We start from the raw sequence: 5,056 nt of genomic DNA on the forward strand, positions 1-5,056 counted from the left end.
CAATTCGCCTTTTGAATGAGTATTATTTCGAGCGCACCTGAATGGTTACACATTAATTAATATGGGCTTGAGGTTCTTCAGCGATTTGTTGCGCTAATTGAACGCGTTGGGCGCGGGCGTTTAAAAGTTCGGATACCGTGACAAACTCTATACCTTGCTTATGCAGTTCCGGTAAACGCTTTTCTAGGACCTTCAATGTTGCGGGGTAGGGGTGGCCAATGCCTAGCGCCATGCCATTTTTTTTTGCCTCGAGAATCAGCTTATCTAGCTGGCGGCTAATGTCTTTAGGGTTGCGGCTGTGGTCGAGGAAAACGTCGCGCTCGTAGGTGGGGATGCCCAGCTTTTTAGCGGCACTGTAAGCTGCGCTTGCAGCGGTGGTACGGCTATCAATAAAGTAAAAACCGCGGCCGGGTAACTCTTCCATTAGCCACGCCATAATTTCGGCATTTTCGGTAAGGCCGCTACCCATATGATTATTTATACCCACCAAGTTGGGGATGTCATTAATCATGCTATTAAAGCTTTCGCGCAAGGCTTTTTCGGGCATGCTCGCTTTTAATCCTTCACCCCAGTAACTCAGTTTTTTAGGCTCCATGGGGGCGTGAAGCATAACTTCTTTACCCTCTAAAGGCGCCTGCTTGGCGAGTGACTGTGCGAAGGGGGTGAAGGGCAGTACCGCGACAGTTAATTTGGCCGGTAGGGCTAGCGTGCGCTCGCCTTCTTGGCGCTGATAACCGATGTCATCAATAACAATGGCAACAATTGGGCTGCTGGCGGCCGGTGTGTATGACGAGAAAATCGCCTTTTTTACGGTTGTCTGCACAGTTTTTTTTGTTACAGCTGGCTGGGCAGGGCTTATTTTTTTGGGTTGAATGTTTTGATTTTGAGTGTGTATATCACGCTGTCGCTTTTGATCAGCCAATTTCAACTGTCTTTGTTTGGATAGGGCTTCGGCATCAGTGGCAGCGATTCGCTCGGCTTCTGCTAGGCGAGCGGTTTCTATATGTGTTTTATAAACGTGATCTAAGGCGAATGCACCGGCCATTATGCCGGTGCAAAACAAAGCGGTTACGCCAAGGGTGGGTAAGTTTTTGCGGTTTAATAACTTACCAGATTGTTTTTTCTTACGACGTTTTTGGGCCATTACTGCTCGCTAGCCATATCGTCTGCTTCTGTTTTAGCCACAGTGTTGGCGGTTTTACCGGCGTGATTAAAAATACTCAAACCCTTAAGTAAGTTAAGTGCTTCGTATAACTGGTTATCTTGGTTTTGAAGGCTGAGCTTTGTATCTTCTTGTTCGGCATTTCGCGCTTTGCGGGTGACTTCGTCACCGGTGCTGTTATTGATATGCCCACTAAGCTCGGCCTCGCTCACACGGGCGCGCCCTTTAATGGCGGTAACGCGCACACGCTCGACGCGAATATCGGGCACGATGCCTTGTGCTTGAATGGATCGGCCGTTGGGCGTGTAATAAAGCGCTGTTGTTAATTTTATAGCTTTATCTTGTGTAATGGGTTGAACAGTTTGTACCGAGCCTTTACCAAAACTGCGGGTGCCTAGCAGTACGGCGCGTTTATGGTCCTGCAGGGCGCCGGCGACAATTTCGCTGGCTGATGCCGAGCCATCATTGATTAATACGACTAACGGTAGGCCTTGGGTTAAATCGCCTTTTTCGGCAAAAAAATCTTCGTTCATGCCTGGGCTTCGGCCTTCGGTGTAAACCACTTTTTTGCCATCTAAAAAGGCGCCGGCAATTTCTACCGAGGCTTGCAGTACGCCACCTGGGTTATTGCGTAAATCTAAAATTAAACCGTGCAGGTCGTTCTCGGCTTGCATGGTTTTTACGGCCGCGATCATATCGTCGCCTGTGCGGGTTTGAAATTGCGCGACGCGAATGTAGCCGTAGTGTTCTTCTACAATTTCATGGCGGATGGAGCGTACTTTAATGGTGTCGCGCACGATAATAATTTCAAACGGGCCATCGGTACCTTCACGCACAAGCGTTAAAACAATTTCGGTGCCTTTAATACCACGCATTTTATCAACGGCGTCTTCAAGGCTTAGGCCTTTCACTAAAATATCATCAAGCTTGATGATTTTATCGCCCGCTTCAATACCGGCTTTAACCGCTGGCGTATCGTCGATAGGGGTGACGACGGTCAAGGTGCCGTCTTCCATACTCACCTCAATGCCTATACCGCCGAATTCACCGGTGGTGTGTACTTGAAGGTCATCAAATGATGATTTGTCGAGGTAGGCGGAGTGCGGGTCTAGCTTGTTAAGCATGCCGCGAATCGCGTATTCCAGCAGAGTTTTATCGTCGATTTCCTCGACATAATTTTTGCGAATTTGCTCATATATTTGCGTAAAAACACGTAAATCTTCGAGTGGAAGAGTGCCTTTAGTTTGTGTTGCAGGCTCTTTTATTTCGCCTGTAGGTGGCTCGGCGCTAACCGTAAGTGGGAGCGCGGTAACCAATAAGGTGCAGCACGCAAACAACCAAGATCCACGGCGTGGCATCATAAAAGCTCCAAAATTATTGTTTTTTATAGCAAATCTAAACATAGCGAATCTAAGTATTGTAGGTTAAGCCGACTTCTTGAGCCACCGGTGAGGGTTAGTGGGGGTACCATTCTTGCGTATTTCAAAATACAGCCCCGCTTGTGCTTGCCCGCCAGTATTGCCAACCGCAGCAAGAATTTCACCCGCGTTAACCCACTCGCCGAGTGTTTTGTAGAGGGTTTTATTGTGCGCATACAGGCTAAGCATACCGTGGCCGTGATCCACAATAACCAGTAATCCATGCCCGCGAAGGTAATCGGCAAACACGATGCGGCCATGGTGCACGGCTTTAACGGGGGAATCGGCTGGCGCGCCAATTAGCATGCCTTGCCAGCGCATTTTACCGCTCACGCGTTGGCTATTGTAGCTGTGCCGTACAGGGCCTTTTGTGGGCCAGGGTAGCTGGCCTTTAAGGCTGGTGATTTTTTGGGTATTAACGGGGGCATCAATATCACCGGCAACGCGAACAACACGTTCAATCAGATTTTGCAGGTGTTTTTGGTTTTTTTCGGAGGCTTTAAGCTGCTGGTCTTTAGTGACGATGGTTTGCTCAAGCTTTTTAAGTGTGTGCTTACGCTCTTTGAATTCGGCTCTTAGGGCGTGTTGTTGTTCGCGCAGGCTTTTGCTGTTGCGGACAAGCTGGGTTTGTTCGGCGGCCATTTCAGGCTCAATGCGAGACAGGCGCTCGATAGTATGATTGGCGGCGGCAATTTGCTCGGCGCGTGCGGCGGCAATGTAATCGAAATATTTTAAATTGCGGGCAACTAGGGCGGCATCACGCTGATTCAGTAAAAGTTTTAAGTGACTCTGCTGGCCCAGTCGATAAGCGGTATTAACCTGCTCGGTGACTTGGCGCTGTTGCTGCTTTTTTACGCTGGCAAGGGCCTCCTTTTCCCGTCGGAGATCCAATAGCTGTGTTTGGTTGTTATCAATTTTATTTTCTAGCTCTTTGGCTTTTTTATTCAGTTCGCCAATTTTACTTTCGCTTTTTTCGAGGTTTTTAAGCAGATCGTCGCGTTCGTCTTTAACGCCAACTAGCTCGCCTCTGAGTTGATTGATAACAGTGCGCAATTCGTCCAGTTTAGCTTGGCGTGGGTCTTTATCTTGGGCCCATAGCGAAGGCGTCATAGTCGCTAACATGATGGTGAGTAAAATGCGTGCCGCGATGCGCGTTTGAAGGCGCGAAAACACGAATACTTGGGTCGAGTGCAGCCGCATGTAGGCTCCTGTTGATATTGCCGTAACAATATCGGTGGGTGAATAAAGACCCCTTCAATCTCAGTGACAGCATTACAGTGCGAGTCTCTGAGGTTGAAGGGTGGCTGTTTCTTAGGGCCGAGGAAAAAATACTTTATCCAATAATACTTGCCTCCTGCTTCCTCAACAGCGTTGCTCAAAGCGTTACATGCCCCGGCATGCGCCCCTTTGAGCGCCTTATTGAGAAAACCGGCGCCCTCGTCTAATTGGACAAACTTTTATTGCCTCGCCCCTTATTTAACGTCAGCTAGGTTTTGACCGGTCATTTCAACCGGTTGCTCTAATTCCATTAAGGCTAGCATGGTTGGCGCGATATCGGCCAAGCTGCCGCCATTTTTTAATGTTAATGCGAGCGGGCCAACATAAGCCAGCGGCACAGGCAGAGTTGTGTGCTGGGTGTGAACTTGGTTTGAGTCTTCGTCAAACATTTCTTCTACGTTGCCGTGGTCTGCAGTCACTAGTGCGTGGCCACCAACTTTCTCTAGGCATTCAAAAATACGACCCATACACACATCAACGGTTTCAACCGCTTTAATGGCGGCATCGTAAACGCCGGAGTGGCCTACTTGGTCGCAGTTAGCGTAGTTACAAATGATGGCATCAAACTGATTGCTTTCGATGGCGGCTATCAGTTTGTCGGTCACCTCAAAGGCGCTCATTTCAGGCTTGAGGTCGTAAGTGGCAACGTCGGGTGAGGGGACTAAAATGCGTTCTTCACCGTCGTACAAGGTTTCTTGCCCGCCGCTAAAGAAAAACGTTACGTGGGCATATTTTTCAGTTTCAGCGATACGTAGCTGCTTTTTACCCAAGTTTTGCAAGACTTCACCAAAAGAGTTTTTCACGTCTTCGGGTGGGAAGGCGCAGGGGGCATCAATAGTGGCGGCGTATTCGGTGGTCATAACGTAGTCGCCTAACGTTACTGTGCGCTTGCGTTCAAACCCGTCGAAGTCGGCATCGATAATGGCGTGGGTAATTTCACGGGCGCGATCGGGCCGGAAGTTCATGAAAATAGCGCTGTCGCCATCTTCCATTTTTACGGCGGTTTCGCCTTCGGCGACAATCGTGGTGGCACCGACAAACTCATCATTTTCGTCACGGGCATAAGCGGCGGCAAGTGCGGCTTGTGCGCTTGTGGCGGTATGCAAGCCTTCGCCGTTAACCATCACGTTATAGGCTTGCTCTACGCGGTCCCAGCGGTTGTCGCGGTCTAATGCGAAAAAACGACCAATAACAGAAG

Annotated in this window: 4 protein-coding genes; all 4 read right to left on the bottom strand. The window is 49.1% G+C overall.

Annotated features, from left to right (window positions below):
* Positions 1-52: 52 nt before the first annotated feature.
* A complete protein-coding gene (locus AC3A8L_RS19635) occupies positions 53-1,144 on the bottom strand; it encodes a divergent polysaccharide deacetylase family protein (protein WP_487963966.1) in 1,092 nt (363 codons plus the stop codon).
* Positions 1,144-2,520, bottom strand: coding sequence for a S41 family peptidase (locus AC3A8L_RS19640; RefSeq protein ID WP_487963969.1), 1,377 nt, complete (start codon positions 2,518-2,520; stop codon positions 1,144-1,146). The genes AC3A8L_RS19635 and AC3A8L_RS19640 overlap by 1 nt, the downstream gene beginning before the upstream one ends.
* A 66-nt stretch (positions 2,521-2,586) precedes the next feature.
* Positions 2,587-3,780, bottom strand: coding sequence for a murein hydrolase activator EnvC family protein (locus tag AC3A8L_RS19645; protein ID WP_487963967.1), 1,194 nt, complete (start codon positions 3,778-3,780; stop codon positions 2,587-2,589).
* A gap of 272 nt (positions 3,781-4,052) precedes the next feature.
* Positions 4,053-5,056, bottom strand: a 1,004-nt coding sequence (gene gpmI, locus AC3A8L_RS19650; protein WP_487963968.1) for a 2,3-bisphosphoglycerate-independent phosphoglycerate mutase, incomplete at its 5' end; no start/stop codon positions are given.

This window comes from Marinagarivorans sp. (assembly GCF_982758155.1).